Below are 15,320 nucleotides of genomic sequence, written 5' to 3'. Positions count from 1 at the left end.
ACGCGCCTCGCCGTCGCCCATCACCGGGCGGCGCGACTGCGTGCCTTCGACGCGGCCAGCGTCATCGATCTCGGCTGCGGGATCGGCGGCGACCTGATCGCCTCCTCCCGCGCTGGCCTCACCGCCGCCGGGGTCGACAACGATCCGGAGCGGGTCGCCGTCGCCCGGGCGAACCTCGACGCCCTCGGGCTCCCCGGCGCCGTCACCGTCGCCGACGCGACCGCCGTCGACCACTCACCTTTCGACGTCGCGTACGCGGATCCCGCACGTCGCGGCGCCAAGGGCCGGGTCTTCTCCGCGGAGGGGTGGACCCCGCCTTGGTCGTGGGTCGAGACCCTCTTCGCGCGCGACGCGTGCGTGAAGGTCGCCCCCGGTATCCCACACGACCTCGTACCCGACAAGGTCGAGGCCGAGTGGGTCAGCGACCGCGGCGAGGTCAAGGAGGCAGCGCTGTGGTCGGGCTCGCTGGCCAGCACTCACCGCCGGGCCACCGTCATCGGCGAGCGCGGCCTGGCGACGCTCACCTCCGAGGACGACCCGGGCGGCGAGGTCGGCGAGGTCGCTGAGTTCCTCTACGAGCCCGACGGTGCGGTGATCCGCGCCGGGCTGGTCACGGCCGTCGCTGCGGGCGTGCAGGGCCATCTGATCGACGAGCACATCGCGTACGTCACCTCCTCCGCCTCCTTCGAGACACCCTTCGCCCGCGGGTATCAGGTGCTCGAGGAGCTCCCCTACCGGGAGAAGCAGCTCAAGGCGGCTCTGCGGGAGCGCGGCATCGGGAAGCTGACGATCAAGAAGCGGGGCGTGCAGGTCGTGCCCGAGCAGCTTCGCAAGCGGCTCGCGCTGTCGGGTTCCGCGGAAGCCACGATCGTGCTCACCAGGGCTGCCGGCGAGGGGACCTGTCTGCTGGTGCGGCCGTTCTGAGGGCCGGGCCGCGGGTCAGACCAGGACGGACGTGATCGGCTGGGACGAGTCGGCCGGGAGGTCCAGCGCCGAAGGCGTACGCCCCCTGGCCACCATCTCCGCCCCCAGCGCAGCCACCATCGCGCCGTTGTCCGTGCACAGGCCCGGGCGCGGGACGCGGACCCGGATACCGAGCTTGGTGGCGCGCTCCTCGGCGAGCACCCGGAGCCGGCTGTTCGCGGCGACGCCGCCGCCGATGATGATGTCCTCGATGCCCTCGGAGGAGGCCGCGTCGAGGGCCTTCCGCACCAGCACGTCGACGACGGCCTCCTGGAAGCTGGCGGCGACGTCGGCGACCGGGACAGGCTCGCCGCTGCGCTCCTTCGCCTCGATCCAACGGGCGACGGCGGTCTTGAGGCCTGAGAAGGAGAAGTCGAAGCGGTGCCGTTCGAGGTCGCGGCGGCTGGTGAGCCCGCGCGGGAAGTCGATCGCGATCGAGTTGCCCGACGTCGCGGTCCTGTCGATCACCGGGCCGCCCGGGAAGCCGAGGCCGAGCAGGCGGGCGACTTTGTCGAAGGCCTCCCCTGCCGCGTCGTCGATCGTCGCACCCATCGGGTCGACGCCCTCGGTGATGTCGGTAACCTTGAGCAGGCTGGAGTGGCCGCCGGAGACCAGCATCGCCACGCACGGCTCGGGAAGCGGCCCGTGCTGCAGCTGGTCGACCGCGACGTGCGAGGCCAGGTGGTTGACCCCGTAGATCGGCTTGTCGAGGCCGAGTGCCAGGGCCTTGGCCGCCGCCACTCCGACCAGCAGGGCGCCCGCGAGGCCGGGCCCGGCGGTGACGGCGATGGCGTCGACGTCGTGCAGCTTGATGCCCGACTCCGCACAGGCGCGCTCGATCGTGGGCACCATCGCCTCGAGGTGCGCCCGGCTCGCGACCTCGGGCACGACCCCGCCGAAGCGGGCATGCTCCTCGACGCTGCTCGCCACGGCATCGGCCAGCAGCGTGTGCCCGCGCACAACGCCGATCCCCGTCTCGTCGCACGACGTCTCGATCCCGAGGACCAGGGGCTCATCAACGAGGGCACCGGAAGTCATGAACCCATTCTGCCTCCCGGTGGATCCGGAGCCGGGAGCCCGCCCCTGGCTGAGGCGGATGAACGAACTTTCCTTCACCCCAGGCTTTCCTTCACCCCAGACGCGTGGACGAACGTTCATTCACCCGGCGGACGCGAACGAATTTTCATTCGCCTCGCACGCGTGCACGAACGTTCATTCACCCAGCACATGGGCGCCGAAGACTTCATTCTTCGCGGGAGCGCGAACGAACTTTCATTCACCCCAGACGCGTGCACGAACGTTCATTCACCCAGCACACGCGAACGAATCTTCATCCCTCGCGAGCACGCGAACGAACTTTCGTTCGCGTGGGACGCACTGTGCCTGCCCGAGGAGCGCTTCATCAAGCTCCCGCCCCTCAGGCGGCTCGGGCGCTGTCCAGATCGTCATGGAGGGCCGAGTAAGCGGCGGTCCAGAGTTGTTGCGCGAGATCAGGATCGATCGGATCGGCGGAGCAGAGGCCGTCCCACAATCCACGGAGCAGAATCGTCAGCCCTCCAGATTCGAAGTCCGTGAGATCGCGGCCGATCGAGCTGCGAAGCCAGAATCTGACGTTGCCCCACAGGTCTCGGACCGCCGCCCCGACATCGTCGTTCGTCCGGGCGAGTTCCTCGACTCCAAGCCAGGCCCGGAGAAAGAAGATCTCGTCCCGGGTCGAGGGCAGGTAGCCTGCCCATCCCCGTGCGTTCACGCGCTGAGCGATCTCCTCCCAGTAGATGCCGGCGAACCCCACCGCAGCGTGGGGCAGCATGTTCTCCCGTCCGGCGAACCACTTGTGCAACGTCGACACACCCATGTTCGCCTCCTCGGCGACAACCTTGAGGGTGGGCGCCCGCAGACCATCGCGGCCGATCGTCCTTGCCAAGGCGATGCCAGCCGTCTGCGATTCGAAGCCGTTGCGGTGAAAGACCATGGCACTCATCGCACCACAGACCACCGACATTTCGGTCGGGCGTCTTCGTCAGGCGTCCGTCGAGCCAGTGAGATCCATCGCCAGGACGATCCCCGTCGCCCCATCACGGTAGTAACGCTCGCGGCGGTCGATCTCGACGAACCCCGCTCGGTCGTAGAACGCGAGAGCGGCGGCGTTGTCTTCGCGCACTTCGAGCAACACCCGCTCGGCCTGCTCCTCTCGTGCCAGCTCGACACAGGCCTCGAGAAGTGCCCGGCCGATCCCCTGCCGCCGCTGGTCGGCCGCGACCGCGATCCGCTGGAGCTCGGCGATCTCATAGACGACGCTCATCAGCGCATGACCCACGACCACCCCACCCTCCTCGGCGACGAGGATCCGGACCGTCGGCATCTTCCCGTCGATCGCGATCTGCAGGTAGTCGCGGGTCCAGGCGTCGTCGGGGAACGCCTCGACCTCGAGTGCGGCGATCGAGTCGATGTCGTCCGAGCCGGCCGAGCGTACGATCACTGCGAGACTTTCTTCTGGACCTTGTTCTGGGCAGCCTGCTCCACCGCGTCGGGCCGACGCAGATAGAGCGGCTCGGGGTCCATCAGCTCGACCCGCTCCTCGGCCACGGCCCGCGCCAGCCAGCCCGCGGACGGGCGCTGCGGACCGAGCGCCGACGTGAACGCGTCCGGATAGAGCAGCGCTCCCTCCCCGACCACCGGCATCGAGGTGGCGACCTCGGCCGGGCGGGCGACGACGGGACCCTCGAGACGTACGCCGTCTGGGTCGTAGGAGGCCAGGTAGACCTCCTTGCGCCGCGCGTCGGTCGCCACGAAGAAGGGTCCTGAGACCTCGGAGGCGACGGCTTCCACCGCCAGCACGTCCAAGCTGCAGGCCGCATAGACCGGGATCTCCAGCACGAACCCGAGCGTCCGGGCGGTGACCAGCCCGACCCGGAGACCGGTGAACGGCCCGGGGCCGGCACCGACGGCGATGGCGGTCAGGTCCTGACGTACGATCTCGGCCTCCGCCATGACGTCGGAGATCAGCGGCGCGAGCTGCTCACCGTGCTTCATGGTCCGGTCGGAGACGAGCTCGGCGACGACGTCGTCACCATCGTGGAGTGCCACGGTCACCTGGTGCGTGGCGGTGTCAAAGGCGAGAAGCACAACTCACACCCTAGAGCGCGCTCAGATCCACGCCACGCCAGCGGTCCCCGACGGGGACGATCTCGACCCGTCGCGGATCAGCGCCGTCAGGTGCCTCGACCAGATCGAGGGGCGCCTCGTCGGCCTCGGCACGTACGATCCGGATCTCCAGGCGCGAGTCGGAGAGCCCCTCGGCCAGCCCCTCGCCCCACTCGACCACGGTGACCGCCTCGTCGAGGTCGGTGTCCAGGTCGAGGTCGTCGAGCTCGTCCATCCCGCCGAGCCGATAGGCATCGACGTGGACCAGCTCCGGGCCTCCGACCGTCGAGGGATGCACCCGGGCGATCACGAAGGTCGGCGAGGTGATCTCGCCGCGTACGCCCAGGCCCGCCCCGAGACCCTTGGTGAAGGTGGTCTTGCCGGCGCCGAGACCACCGGAGAGGACGAGCAAGTCGCCGGCCGTCACCACACCGGCTACCCGCCGGCCCAGCTCGAACATCGCCTCGGCGTCGAGCGCCTCGACGACGTGCTCGTTCAGCGGACGGTGGAGCCGCACCGCCGGCGACTCGCGCGAGATCTCTCGAAAGCCCTGCCGCTCCCAGAACCGCAACGTCGCCGGGAGCTCCTCGCGAGCGATCACCGCGAGGTCGCCGAAGCCCTCCGCGCGGGCGACCTCGGCGGCGTACGTCACCATCTTGTGCGCCACGCCATGACCCTGCTGATCAGGAAGAACAGCGAATCGGCGCAGCCACAGGGTCGAGTCGGCGGGGTCCATGAGAACGGTCCCGACGCCGACCCCATCCAGTCGTGCCAGCACACCGCCGAAGCCGGCGAGGCGCTCCTTCATCGACCCCTCGGTCTCCCCGAGCGCATCGGCAGGCGGGTTCAGGGGCGGGCGGGCGGAGAAGGCCGCGCGGACGATACCGAGCACCTCCGCCGCGGCATCCGCCCCGACCCGCTCGAAGACGAGCGTCATGCCGAGGCCGCATCCCGGGTGGCCGAGGCGAGCAGCTGGTCGAGCTCGGCGTTGACCTGGCCGTGGCGCTCGAGGATGACCATGTGCCCGGCCTTCTCGCACTCCACCAGGCGCGAGCCGGGGATGTAGGAGTGCAGCTTGCGGCTGTGACCGACCGCGGTGAGCCGGTCGGCGGTGCCGCAGATGATCGTGGTCGGCACGCGTCCCATCGCGGCGACGCTCGAGAACTTGTCCAGCGCGCGAAAGCTCGGGAAGAACTCCGCGACCACCTCGAACGGCGTCTGCGAGAGCAGCCCGTCGACGAACTCGACGTACGCCTCGGGCACCTCGTCACCGAACGCGAAGACGTCGGTGAAGACGGTCGCCACCGAGGAGCCCATGGCGCGGAACCGGTCGACGATCCCGTGGCCCCTGGCCAGCGTGCGCATGGTGCCGTTGGCGATCCCGCCGGACAGCTTGGCCGGGAGCACCGGGATCAGCAGCCGACTCGGGTCCAGACCACCGGCGGTCGTCGAGATCAGAGCGACGCCGATGACGCGGCCGCCCTCGTCGTAGGGCGCGAACAGCTCGGGGTGGTCCTCGGCGAACGCGGCGATGGTCATCCCGCCCATCGAGTGGCCGACCAGGATCACCGGTCCCTCCGGAACGACCGCGTCGAGCACCCGCAGCAGGTCGTCGCCGAGCTGGTCGATGGTGGCGTTGCCGAGCGAGGACCGGCCACTGCGACCATGGCTGCGCTGGTCGTAGAAGACCGACCGCACCAGGCCCCGGTAGGCGGCACGCTGGAAGTGCCAGCAGTCGAGGTTGAGGCAGTAGCCGTGCACGAAGACGAGCGTCACGTTGCTCGACGCGCCGTTGTGGTTGTGGGCCTGGTCGACCTCGTCGACCTCGACGTGCAGAGGTACGCCGTCGGAGGTGACCACGGTGATCGGGCAGGACCGCAGCGTGCCGAGCGGGGTCCGGTCTTCCGGACGTTCCTCGATCGCGCGACGGCGCTTCTTGACCACCACCGCGCCGCGGGCCGCGGCGGCGACCGCCGCCGCGCCCAAGGTCCCTGCCGCGATCTGACCGATACGTGTTGCGATGCTCATTGGTCGCCTCCCTGCTCGGTGTCGACGTAACGCCGCTTCATCCGTCCTCCGATCCTGGTGACGACCTCGTAGGCGATGGTCTCGCTCGCCTCCGCCCAGTCCTGGGCGGTCGGCTCGCCATCGGCGCCGGTGCCCCACAGGACCACCTCGGCACCGGGTTCGACCGTGGAGTCCCCGAGATCGACCACGATCTGGTCCATGCAGATGGTGCCCCGTACGGGACGGCGTGCGCCGTCGACCCACACCGAGGCACGATTCCCGGAGCGACGCTGGATCCCCTCGGCATAGCCGACCGGGACCAGCCCCACCGTGGTCGGCTCCTCCGCGACCCAGGTGTGGTTGTAGGACACGCCCGCGCCGGCCTCGATCCGCTTGACCAGGGCCAGCTCGGCCCGCACGGTCATCGCCGGGACGAGTCCGAGCTCGGCCCACGGCGACCCCTCCACGCCCGGAGCCGGGTCGATGCCGTACGTCGCGATCCCGACCCGGACCAGGTCGAGCCGTGCGCTGGGGCGCAGCAGCGCTCCCGCGGAGTTGGCCAGGTGGCGCACCTCGGGCCGCAGCCCCGCCTCCTCGGCGACCGCGAGCGCCTCCCCGAAGACCTTCTCCTGGAGGGCGCTGGCGGGGTCGGCGGTGTTCTCGCTGGAGCTGAAGTGGGACCAGATGCCCGTGACCCGGATCGCTCCCTCGGCCTCGAGGATCCGCGCCAGGCCGACCAGGTTCGCCCAGTCGGCGAACGCCGCGCCGCCCCGGGAGAGCCCGGTGTCGACCTTGAGCTGCACCCGCGGCGTACGGCCCAGGGTGTCGCCGGCAGCGGCGAACTTCTCCAGGTCGGCGATCGTGTAGGCGGTGACGTCGATGTCGGCCGCCACGAGGTCCTCAGCGGGCTCGTTCGGCATGATCAGCCAGGCCAGCAGCAGGCCCTCGTCGCCGGCCGCGCGCAGCGCGAGCGCCTCGTCGGCCGAGGCCACGCCGAGCCAGTCCGCACCACCCTCGCGAGCAGCCCGTCCGGCCTCGATCAGCCCGTGGCCGTAGCCGTCGGCCTTGACCACCGTCATGATCGGCGTACGCAGGTGCTCCCTGAGCCGCGAGACGTTGTGTCGGATCGCGGCGAGGTCGATGACGATCTCGGCTCGCCGAAGCGGAGCCCGAGGCGCTGGGCTCGGTGACATGGTGTCAAGGGTAGTTGGCGCTAGCTTCAGACAGCAGGAAGGGATCGGATAACGGCAGGTATCGCGGCGGCGACGCCACTCGCGGTGACCGGCCCGCCGGCGCTCGCGAGGGTCGCCGCCGCACCGTGCAGCCAGGCCCCGGCCGAGGCGGCATCGATGGGCGCGAGACCAGTGGCGAGGAGCGAGCCGATCAGCCCGCCGAGGACGTCGCCCGAGCCGGCGGTGGCCAGCCAGGAGGTGCCGGTGGTGTTGACGCGTACCGGCGTGTCGGGGTCCGGCGCGGCGATGGTCGTGCGCCGACCCTTGAGCAGCACCACCGCGTCGAACCGCTGGGCCGCGAGCCGCGCGTAGTGCAGCGGACGGGCCTCGATGTCGGCGCGATCCTGCCGGAGGAGCGCCGCCAGCTCGCCCGCATGCGGTGTCAGGATCGCCGGCACCCCGAGCGGCCCCGTCAACGGGCGGAGGCTGTCGGCGTCGATCACGAGCGGTACGCCGCTGGCCCGCGCGAACGCGAGCGCGCTGTTGGCACCGTCGGCACTGCCGGAGCCGACCACCCAGGCCTGGGCTTGGCCGTCGCCGACCACCTCCGGATGCTGGCGCTTGACCCACTCCGAGGCGGTCCCGACGTAGCGGACCATCCCCGCCAGACCGGTGTTGGCGCCGGCGACCGCCAGCAGCGCCGCGCCGGGATAGGTGGCGCTGCCGACCCGCAGACCGACCACACCACGGGTGTACTTGTGCCCGTCCGGCGCCGGGCGTGGCACCAGCGCGGCCACGTCGGCTGCCTCCAGGCTCTCGATCGTCGGCGTCGGAAGGTCGAGGCCGATGTCGACCAGCTTGACCTTCCCGCAGGACGATGCCGCCGGGTCGAGCAGATGACAGGGCTTGTAGGTGCCGAAGGTGACGGTCAGGTCGGCGGTCACATGAGCGCCGTCGACCTCGCCGGTGTCGACGCAGACCCCGCTCGGCGTGTCGACAGCGACCACCGGAACCCCGGAGAGCATCTCCAGCGCCGCCTCGGCGTCCGGGCGCAGCCCCGGCTTCCCACCGATCCCCACGATCCCGTCGACGACCACCGAGGGTTGTGAAACTGAGAGTGACCTATAGCCCTCGCTGAGCTTCACAACCCTGCCACCGGCGGTCTTCATCGCCGCCAACCCACCCGCGTGCGCCCGATCCGAGAGCAACCATGCCTCGACCAGCGCCCCGCGACGCGCGAGCAGCGCCCCTGCGTACAGCGCGTCTCCGCCGTTGTCGCCGCTCCCGACGAGCAGGACGACACGCTTCCCGTAGGCACCGCCCAGGTGACCGATGACCGCGTAGGCCAGCCCGGCCGCGGCGCGCTGCATCAGGGCGCCTTCGGGCAGGGCTGCCATCAAGGCCTTCTCCGCCGCTCTGACCTGCTCCACCGAGTGCGCACGCCGCATGACTCCAGCCTACGCGCCGAGGCGCTGCTGGGGCCGGGCCGAAGGGCTCGAACAAGCCCGTCAGTCCTCCAGGACGACCATCGCCGAGGCGATCCCGGCGTCGTGGGAGAGCGAGAGGTGGACAGTGGCGACGCCGAGCTTCGCGGCCTGCGCCAGAACCGTGCCACGGAGCTCGAACCGTGGCTGTCCCGACGACTCCGAGATCACCTCGGCGTCGTGCCACTCCATCCCCTGCGGCGCACCGAGCGCCTTGGCGAGCGCCTCCTTCGCGGCGAACCGGGCCGCCAGCGAGGCGATCGGCTTCGTCGCCTCCGCAGGGGTGAACAGGCGCTCCCGCAGCCGCGGCGTACGCTCCAGCGACTCCGCGAAGCGCTCGAGGTCGCAGACGTCGATCCCGACTCCGATCACAGCCATCAGCGCAGCGCCATCACTCGACCGTGACGGACTTGGCGAGGTTGCGGGGCTGGTCGACGTCGTAGCCGAGCTCGGTGGCGAGCTGGCAGGCGAAGAGCTGCATCGGCACGACCGCGACCAGAGGCTGCAGGAGGACGGGCACCTTGGGCAGCCGGATAATCGTGTCGGAGACCGAGTCGACCGAGTCGTCACCCTCCTCGACCAGCGCGATCGTGCGGGCGCCGCGGGCGCGCACCTCCATGATCCCGGAGCGCATCTTGTCGTGGAGGAAGTCGCGGCCGCGCGGGGGCACGATGCACCAGATCGGCAGGCCCTCCTCGACCAGGGCGATCGGGCCGTGCTTGAGCTCACCGGCCGCGAACCCCTCGGCGTGCAGGTAGGCGAGCTCCTTGAGCTTGAGCGCGCCCTCCAGGGCCACCGGGTAGCCGGCGTGGCGCCCGAGGAACAGGAAGGCTCGACGGTCGGCGTACTCCCGCGCCAGGTCGTAGACCTGCGGCGCCGTCTCCAGCACCTTCGCGACCGCGTCCGGCATGGCCTCGAGCTGGGTCATCACGCCGTCGATCTCGTCGCCGTACATCGTGCCCTTCACCTGGGCCAGGTAGAGCGCGAGCAGGTAGCAGGCGACCAGCTGGGTGACGTACCCCTTGGTCGAGGCGACCCCGATCTCCGGGCCGGCGTGGGTGTAGATCACCGCGTCGGACTCGCGCGGGATGGTGGAGCCGTTGGTGTTGCAGATCGCCAGCACCTTGGAGCGCTGCGAGCGCGCGTGCCGGATCGCCTGCAAGGTGTCGGCGGTCTCGCCGGACTGCGAGATCGCCACCACCAGGGTGGAGTTGTCGAGGATGGGGTCGCGATAGCGGAACTCGCTCGCCAGCTCGACCTCGACCGAGATCCGGCACCAGTGCTCGATGGCGTACTTGGCGACCATGCCCGCGTAGAACGACGTCCCCGCGGCGATGATGATGATCTTGGTGACCTCGCGCAGCTCGTCGTCGTCGAGCCGCATCTCGTCGAGGTGGAGCGACCCCGAAGGCGTACGTCGCCCCAGCAGCGAGTCGGCGACAGCGCGAGGCTGCTCGAGGATCTCCTTGCGCATGAACCAGTCGTGGCCGTCCTTCTCGGCGGCCGCGAGGTCCCAGTCGACGTGGAAGCGGCGGCCCTCGGCGGGCGTGCCGTCGAAGTTGGTGACCGTCGCCCCGTCGCGCGTGATGGTGACGACCTGGTCCTGGTCGAGCTCGAGCGCCTCGCGGGTGTGCTCGATGAAGGCGGCGACGTCGGAGCCGAGGAAGGACTCGCCCTCGCCGAGACCGACCACGAGCGGGCTGTTGCGGCGAGCGGCGACGACCCGGGACGGGTCCTCGGCATCGACCGCGACGAAGGTGAAGGCACCTTCGAGGATCGAGCAGACCCTCTGCATCGCGATGGTCAGGTCGGTCCCGCCGACGACCTCTCGCTCGAGCAGGTGAGCGGCCACCTCGGTGTCGGTCTGCGAGGAGAACTCGTGCCCGTCGGCCTCCAGGGAGGAGCGCAGCTCGGCGAAGTTCTCGATGATCCCGTTGTGCACGACCGCGACGCGTCCGGTGCGGCCGATGTGGGGGTGGGCGTTGCCGTCGGTCGGACCGCCGTGGGTCGCCCAGCGGGTGTGGCCGATCCCGGTCGTCGACGCCGGCAGCGGCGTGTCCGCGATCGCCTTCTCCAGGTTGGCGAGCTTGCCGGCCCGCTTGTCCACGGCCAGCTTCCCGCCGGCCACCAACGCGATCCCGGCCGAGTCATAGCCGCGGTACTCCAACCGCCGCAGGCCATCGATCACGACGCTCTGCGCCGACCGGTCTCCGACGTACCCAACGATGCCGCACATGGCGGATGATCCTACGGCGCTGGTGGACCCCATCAGGAAGTGGCGGCGCCGGTGCGTAACAATCGTTGCCATGTCACACCCCGGGCCACACGGCGATGACCGCGGCTCCTCGCCCTACGTCGAGCTCGACCGTAGCGCGTGGGCCGAGCTCGCGACCGAGACCGAGAGTCCGCTGACCGAGGCCGAGATCGAGTCGCTGCGTGGCCTGGGTGACCAGATTGACCTCAAGGAGGTCGAGGAGGTCTACCTACCGCTGAGCCGCCTGCTCAGCCTCTACGTGAGCGCCTCGGCCAAGCTCCACGACCAGCAGGAGCTGTTCCTCGGCAAGACGATGCCGGAGCGTACGCCCTTCGTCATCGGGGTCGCCGGGTCCGTCGCGGTCGGCAAGTCGACCACCGCGCGTGTGCTCCAGCAGATGCTCGCCCACTGGCCCGAGCATCCCAACGTCGCCCTGGTCACCACCGACGGGTTCCTCTACCCCAACGCCGAGCTCGAGCGGCGCGGCCTGATGGACCGCAAGGGCTTCCCGGAGTCCTACGACCGCAAGGCCCTCCTCCGCTTCCTCGTCGACCTCAAGTCGGGCGAGGACGAGGTGCGCGCGCCGATCTACTCCCACCTGACCTACGACGTCACCGACCAGACCGTCATCGTCAAGAAACCCGACATCGTCATCCTCGAGGGACTCAACGTCCTGCAGCCCTCGAGGGTCCGCGCCGACGGCACCATCTCGCTGGCCCTCTCGGACTTCTTCGACTTCTCCGTCTACGTCGACGCCGGGTCGCGCGACATCAAGCAGTGGTACGTCGACCGCTTCCTGCGGCTGCGCGAGACCGCCTTCCGTGACCCGTCGTCCTACTTCACGAAGTACGCCGCCCTGTCGCACGACGAGGCGGTCACCCGCGCCACCGAGATCTGGGACGAGATCAACGGCCCCAACCTCCGCGAGAACGTGCTCCCCACCCGCTCCCGCGCCACCCTGGTTCTCCGCAAGGACAGCGACCACTCGGTGCGCTACGTGAGGTTGCGGAAGATCTGATTCGCCGGGTCGTTGGGATACCCGGTTAACCGGGTATTCCTGCACTTAATGGGTGTTGCAATGCCCGAGAAGTGCAGGAATACCCTGTTAACCGGGTATTCCTGAGGCCAGTGTGACGGAAGTTCAGAGCGCCAGCCGCGCCCGCACCACGTCCGCGAGCCGCTCGGCACAGGCCTCGGCCTCGTGGTGGGTGGGAGCCTCGACCATGACGCGTACGAGGTTCTCAGTGCCGGAGGGGCGCAGCAGGATCCGGCCGGAGCCGGCGAGGGCCGTCTCCTCTGCGGCGACCGCCTCCAGGAGACCGGAGTCCGTCTTGCAGCGGGCCTTGTCGACGCCCTTGACGTTGAGCAGCACCTGCGGGAGGCGGGTGACGACGGAGGCGAGGTCGGCGAGCGTACGCCCGGTGTCGGTCATCCGCTGCAGGACGTGGAGCGCGGTGAGGATGCCGTCACCGGTGGTGGCGTGCTCGCTCATGATGATGTGGCCGGACTGCTCGCCGCCGATGGCGTAGCCGCCGCGGCGCATCTCCTCGAGCACGTAGCGGTCGCCCACGGCGGTCTGCTTCACCTGCACGCCGGCGGCGTCCATCGCCTTGACGAAGCCGAGGTTGCTCATCACGGTGACCACGACGGTGTCGTCGGGGAGTCGACCCGCGTCGTGGAGGCCGAGGGCGAGGATCGCGATCAGCTGGTCGCCGTCGACCAGGTTGCCCTCGGCGTCGACGGCCAGACACCGGTCGGCGTCGCCGTCCCAGGCGAATCCGACGTCGGCGCCGTGCTCGACGACGGCCTTCTGGAGCATCTCCGGGTGGGTCGAGCCGACACCGTCGTTGATCGACAGTCCGTCGTTGATGTCGTTGATCGCGATGACCTTCGCGCCGGCCTGGTCCAGGGCCAGCGGCCCAGCAGCCGCGGCGGCACCGTTGGCGCAGTCGACGACGACGGTCAACCCGTCGAGACGCCGCTCGAGCGTGGAGACCAGGTGGGCTGCGTACGTCTCCACGGGGTTGTCGTGGGACGAGATCCGGCCCACCGAGGCGCCCGTCGGGCGATCCCAGGGCTCGTCGAGGTGGGCCTCGATCCGGTCCTCGAGCACGTCGTCGAGCTTGTGCCCGCCGCGCTGGAGGAACTTGATGCCGTTGTCGGGCATCGGGTTGTGCGAGGCCGAGATGACCACGCCGAGGTCGGCCTGCAGGGCCGCGGTGAGGTAGGCGACGCCGGGCGTCGGCAGCACGCCGACCTCGATCACGTCGCAGCCGGCCGAGGCCAGGCCGCCGGCGACCGTCGCCTGCAGGAATTGCCCCGAGACCCGCGAGTCGTTGCCGATGACCGCCAGCGGCTTACGTCCGCTGCCGGAGCCGCGAAGCTCCTCGGTCAGGACCAGTGCTGCAGAGGTCGCCAGCTTCTGGGCGAGCGAGGCAGTGAGAACCTCGCCGTTCGCGAGACCGCGAACTCCGTCAGTGCCGAAAAGGCGTGCCACGTCCGTGTGACCTTCTTTCGTACGTCGGCCCCCGCCCGAAATTGAGTGGGGGTGCCTCGGCGAGCCGAGGCACCCCAACAATGCTAGGCGATCTCCAGGGCGATCAGCGCTTGCTGAACTGCGAGGCCTTGCGGGCCTTCTTGAGACCGGCCTTCTTGCGCTCCACGACGCGGGCGTCACGGGTGAGCAGACCGGCCTTCTTCAGGGTCGGGCGGTTGGCCTCGACGTCGACGTCGTTCAGGGCACGGGCCACGCCGAGACGCAGGGCGCCGGCCTGGCCGGCGATGCCGCCGCCGTCGATGCGGGCGATCACGTCGAAGCGACCCTCGAGCTGCAGCGCGACGAACGGCTCGTTCGCGACCTGCTGGTGCAGCTTGTTCGGGAAGTAGTCCTCGATGGTGCGACCGTTGATGGTCCACGCGCCGGTGCCCGGGACGATCCGGACGCGGGCGACGGCCTCCTTGCGGCGGCCGGTGGCGGCAGCCGGGGCGATGGTCGCCGGGCGCTCGGGGGTGTCGGCGGACGGGGCGCTCTCGGAGGTGTACGCGAGGCCCTGCTCGTCGGTCTCGAAGGTCTCCTCGACCTCTACGGTGTTCTCAGTCATGTTCTGGTCCTGGCTCACTGGGCGATCTGCTTGATCTCGAACGGAACGGCCTGCTGCGCGGCGTGCGGGTGCTCAGGGCCGGAGTAGACCTTCAGCTTCTTGAGCATCTGACGGCCGAGCTTGTTCTTCGGCAGCATGCCCCACACAGCCTTCTCGATCGCCTTGCGAGCGTCCTTGTCCAGGACCTCACCGATCGGGGTGGCCGTCAGACCGCCCGGGTAGCCCGAGTGACGGTAAGCCAGCTTGGTGGCCTTCTTGTTGCCGGAGAGGGAGACCTTCTCGGCGTTGATCACGATGACGAAGTCGCCGGTGTCCGCGTTGGGCGCGAAGATCGCCTTGTGCTTGCCGCGGAGGAGCTCGGCGACCTGGACAGCGAGGCGGCCGAGACGAACGTCGGTCGCGTCGATCACGAGCCAGGCGCGCTCGATGTCGCCCGGCTTGGGAGCGTAAGTACGCACGTGTGCCTTCTTAGTTCGTAGTGCCCGCCCAGCGGATGCAGGAGGCGGGATGGTGCTGCGTGGCTTCTGACGAACACGGCCCGGCTTGCCCCGCCACTGGGATTCCCAGCGACAGTCATCCGGATCTGCGCCCCTGACCGTGCGTCGGTTCACATCGGAACCAGGGATCAGGACGCGGCAGGAGTCACGACCTCACAAGGTTACGAGTCCCCGCGCAGCAGAGACAAATCAAGACGTACGCCGCCGGTCGGGGCGCCTGGCGGCGTACGCGATCTCGGGTGGGTCAGCTCGACTGACCCGGAAAATGGCTGGCCGAAGTCGGGCAGCTGACCACCGTCGGGCAGCTGCCGGTAGGGCATCTCGCCGCCACCGCGCATCTGGCCGAGCTCCCGCGGGACCTGGTCGGAGCCACCGTCGACGACCGCGGCGACGACACCCGTGGCGACGCCGCCACCGATGACGAGGCCGGCGACCGCCGCGGCCGCGACGCTCTTCCAACCGAAGACTTGGCCGGAGAGCTTCTTCTTCGGCGCCGGCGGCGGGGGCGGCGGGCCGTAGGTCGGTGGCGCGTAAGTCGCCGCGACCGGAGCCGGTTGCGCCGGCGCAGGCTGCTCGACCGTCGGCTGCACCGGCTCGGGCGCCCGGTCGTCCTTGCTCGTGTCGCTCATGTTTCCAGAGTCCGCCCGGTTCCTGTGCCGAGGCTGTGCCCTGCCTGTGGCACTGCTGAAAACCACGAC

The 15,320-nt window shown here is 69.9% G+C and carries 16 protein-coding genes; 2 read left to right on the top strand and 14 right to left on the bottom strand.

Features of this window, described 5'->3' with window-relative positions:
• Positions 1-924: methyltransferase domain-containing protein (locus ACFVJS_RS18395; RefSeq protein ID WP_378883135.1), on the top strand; the 924-nt coding region annotated here is incomplete at its 5' end.
• 15 nt (positions 925-939) lie between these two features.
• Here ACFVJS_RS18395 and tsaD read toward each other — a convergent pair.
• The 10 genes from tsaD to glmS all read right to left on the bottom strand — a co-directional run bounded on the left by tsaD (position 940) and on the right by glmS (position 11,006).
• The gene (gene tsaD / locus ACFVJS_RS18390) at positions 940-2,001 is read right to left on the bottom strand and encodes a tRNA (adenosine(37)-N6)-threonylcarbamoyltransferase complex transferase subunit TsaD (protein WP_378883133.1); all 1,062 of its coding nucleotides are present in this window, start codon (positions 1,999-2,001) and stop codon (positions 940-942) included.
• A 379-nt stretch (positions 2,002-2,380) separates the two neighbouring features.
• Positions 2,381-2,944, bottom strand: coding sequence for a hypothetical protein (locus tag ACFVJS_RS18385; protein ID WP_378883132.1), 564 nt, complete (start codon positions 2,942-2,944; stop codon positions 2,381-2,383).
• 39 nt (positions 2,945-2,983) lie between these two features.
• A complete protein-coding gene (gene rimI, locus ACFVJS_RS18380) occupies positions 2,984-3,442 on the bottom strand; it encodes a ribosomal protein S18-alanine N-acetyltransferase (RefSeq protein WP_378883130.1) in 459 nt (152 codons plus the stop codon).
• Positions 3,439-4,089 carry a tRNA (adenosine(37)-N6)-threonylcarbamoyltransferase complex dimerization subunit type 1 TsaB gene (gene tsaB, locus ACFVJS_RS18375; protein ID WP_378883127.1) on the bottom strand — a complete coding sequence of 217 codons (651 nt, stop codon included), beginning with the start codon at positions 4,087-4,089 and terminating at the stop codon, positions 3,439-3,441. Before tsaB ends, rimI begins: the two co-directional genes overlap by 4 nt.
• A gap of 10 nt (positions 4,090-4,099) precedes the next feature.
• Positions 4,100-5,044 carry a tRNA (adenosine(37)-N6)-threonylcarbamoyltransferase complex ATPase subunit type 1 TsaE gene (gene tsaE, locus ACFVJS_RS18370; protein WP_378883124.1) on the bottom strand — a complete coding sequence of 315 codons (945 nt, stop codon included), beginning with the start codon at positions 5,042-5,044 and terminating at the stop codon, positions 4,100-4,102.
• A complete protein-coding gene (locus ACFVJS_RS18365) occupies positions 5,041-6,135 on the bottom strand; it encodes an alpha/beta fold hydrolase (protein WP_378883122.1) in 1,095 nt (364 codons plus the stop codon). The genes tsaE and ACFVJS_RS18365 overlap by 4 nt, the downstream gene beginning before the upstream one ends.
• Positions 6,132-7,307: an alanine racemase gene (alr, locus tag ACFVJS_RS18360; protein WP_378883119.1), complete on the bottom strand. Its 1,176-nt coding sequence runs from the start codon at positions 7,305-7,307 to the stop codon at positions 6,132-6,134. Before alr ends, ACFVJS_RS18365 begins: the two co-directional genes overlap by 4 nt.
• Positions 7,308-7,333: 26 nt before the next feature.
• Positions 7,334-8,734, bottom strand: coding sequence for an NAD(P)H-hydrate epimerase (locus ACFVJS_RS18355; protein WP_378883116.1), 1,401 nt, complete (start codon positions 8,732-8,734; stop codon positions 7,334-7,336).
• Between the two features lie 60 nt (positions 8,735-8,794).
• On the bottom strand, positions 8,795-9,148 hold the full coding sequence (locus tag ACFVJS_RS18350; protein ID WP_378883113.1) for a holo-ACP synthase: 354 nt from the start codon (positions 9,146-9,148) through the stop codon (positions 8,795-8,797).
• 13 nt (positions 9,149-9,161) lie between these two features.
• Complete coding sequence (gene glmS / locus ACFVJS_RS18345) at positions 9,162-11,006, bottom strand: glutamine--fructose-6-phosphate transaminase (isomerizing) (protein WP_378883110.1); 1,845 nt, start codon at positions 11,004-11,006, stop codon at positions 9,162-9,164.
• A 70-nt stretch (positions 11,007-11,076) separates the two neighbouring features.
• On the opposite strand from glmS, the gene coaA reads away from it, so the two are divergent.
• On the top strand, positions 11,077-12,042 hold the full coding sequence (gene coaA, locus ACFVJS_RS18340) for a type I pantothenate kinase (protein ID WP_378883107.1): 966 nt from the start codon (positions 11,077-11,079) through the stop codon (positions 12,040-12,042).
• A 123-nt stretch (positions 12,043-12,165) separates the two neighbouring features.
• On the opposite strand, the gene glmM is transcribed toward coaA, so the two are convergent.
• From glmM to ACFVJS_RS18320, 4 genes are all read right to left on the bottom strand, one after another.
• Complete coding sequence (glmM, locus tag ACFVJS_RS18335; protein ID WP_378883104.1) at positions 12,166-13,521, bottom strand: phosphoglucosamine mutase; 1,356 nt, start codon at positions 13,519-13,521, stop codon at positions 12,166-12,168.
• 103 nt (positions 13,522-13,624) lie between these two features.
• A complete protein-coding gene (gene rpsI / locus ACFVJS_RS18330) occupies positions 13,625-14,125 on the bottom strand; it encodes a 30S ribosomal protein S9 (RefSeq protein WP_008362446.1) in 501 nt (166 codons plus the stop codon).
• A 14-nt stretch (positions 14,126-14,139) separates the two neighbouring features.
• On the bottom strand, positions 14,140-14,583 hold the full coding sequence (gene rplM / locus ACFVJS_RS18325; RefSeq protein WP_378883101.1) for a 50S ribosomal protein L13: 444 nt from the start codon (positions 14,581-14,583) through the stop codon (positions 14,140-14,142).
• A 200-nt stretch (positions 14,584-14,783) separates the two neighbouring features.
• Positions 14,784-15,251: a hypothetical protein gene (locus ACFVJS_RS18320; protein ID WP_378883099.1), complete on the bottom strand. Its 468-nt coding sequence runs from the start codon at positions 15,249-15,251 to the stop codon at positions 14,784-14,786.
• Between the last annotated feature and the right edge of the window lie 69 nt (positions 15,252-15,320).

This window comes from Nocardioides sp. NPDC057772 (assembly GCF_042798075.1).
In the GTDB taxonomy this organism is placed as follows: domain Bacteria; phylum Actinomycetota; class Actinomycetes; order Propionibacteriales; family Nocardioidaceae; genus Nocardioides.
The sequence above is the reverse complement of the archived record's forward strand: the minus strand, read 5'-3'. Positions and strand labels throughout refer to the sequence as shown.

Coding starts and splice junctions, on each gene's coding strand:
- tsaD (WP_378883133.1), bottom strand. CDS start 2,001: ATGACTTCCGGTGCCCTCGTTGATGAGCCCCTGGTCCTCGGGATCGAG.
- ACFVJS_RS18385 (WP_378883132.1), bottom strand. CDS start 2,944: ATGAGTGCCATGGTCTTTCACCGCAACGGCTTCGAATCGCAGACGGCT.
- tsaE (WP_378883124.1), bottom strand. CDS start 5,044: ATGACGCTCGTCTTCGAGCGGGTCGGGGCGGATGCCGCGGCGGAGGTG.
- ACFVJS_RS18365 (WP_378883122.1), bottom strand. CDS start 6,135: ATGAGCATCGCAACACGTATCGGTCAGATCGCGGCAGGGACCTTGGGC.
- alr (WP_378883119.1), bottom strand. CDS start 7,307: ATGTCACCGAGCCCAGCGCCTCGGGCTCCGCTTCGGCGAGCCGAGATC.
- ACFVJS_RS18355 (WP_378883116.1), bottom strand. CDS start 8,734: ATGCGGCGTGCGCACTCGGTGGAGCAGGTCAGAGCGGCGGAGAAGGCC.
- ACFVJS_RS18350 (WP_378883113.1), bottom strand. CDS start 9,148: ATGGCTGTGATCGGAGTCGGGATCGACGTCTGCGACCTCGAGCGCTTC.
- glmS (WP_378883110.1), bottom strand. CDS start 11,006: ATGTGCGGCATCGTTGGGTACGTCGGAGACCGGTCGGCGCAGAGCGTC.
- coaA (WP_378883107.1), top strand. CDS start 11,077: ATGTCACACCCCGGGCCACACGGCGATGACCGCGGCTCCTCGCCCTAC.
- rpsI (WP_008362446.1), bottom strand. CDS start 14,125: ATGACTGAGAACACCGTAGAGGTCGAGGAGACCTTCGAGACCGACGAG.
- ACFVJS_RS18320 (WP_378883099.1), bottom strand. CDS start 15,251: ATGAGCGACACGAGCAAGGACGACCGGGCGCCCGAGCCGGTGCAGCCG.